Annotated in this window: 1 protein-coding gene; it reads right to left on the bottom strand. The window is 50.1% G+C overall.

Annotated features, from left to right (window positions below):
• Window positions 1-339 (bottom strand): pyruvate formate lyase family protein (locus V6C27_14875; GenBank protein MEG6617661.1); only part of this gene is annotated, 339 nt, incomplete at both ends.

The raw sequence follows: 339 nt of genomic DNA, 5'->3' as shown, positions 1-339 counted from the left end.
AAGACAAATCACTGACAAAGGCTTCACCGGAGAATGACCATATGCCAGCTTCTTCATATTGTTTCTGACAAATTTCATCTACGCTCTTGCCTTCCCAGTAGGGGAATACTTCCTCCCGTAAAATCCGTTTGTCCTCTTCACTGATTTCAAAGGGGTCTTGGGGCCGGGTGGACATGGTATCCAGCTCATCCCGCACCCATCTCCAGGCAATGTCTGGGGACACTGCCCCGGCCCTGGCTTTACCGCAGGGATGTCCCACAATTAGTTCATCCTTTTGAATCACTAGCGGAGCTGTCTCACAGGCCCTTCTAAAACACTTGGCCCGAAGAAGAATTTTGG

This window comes from Peptococcaceae bacterium 1198_IL3148, assembly GCA_036763105.1.
GTDB lineage: Bacteria > Bacillota > Desulfotomaculia > Desulfotomaculales > Desulfohalotomaculaceae > JBAIYS01.
Note: the sequence above shows the minus strand (reverse complement) of the source record. Positions and strands in the feature narration are given on the sequence as shown.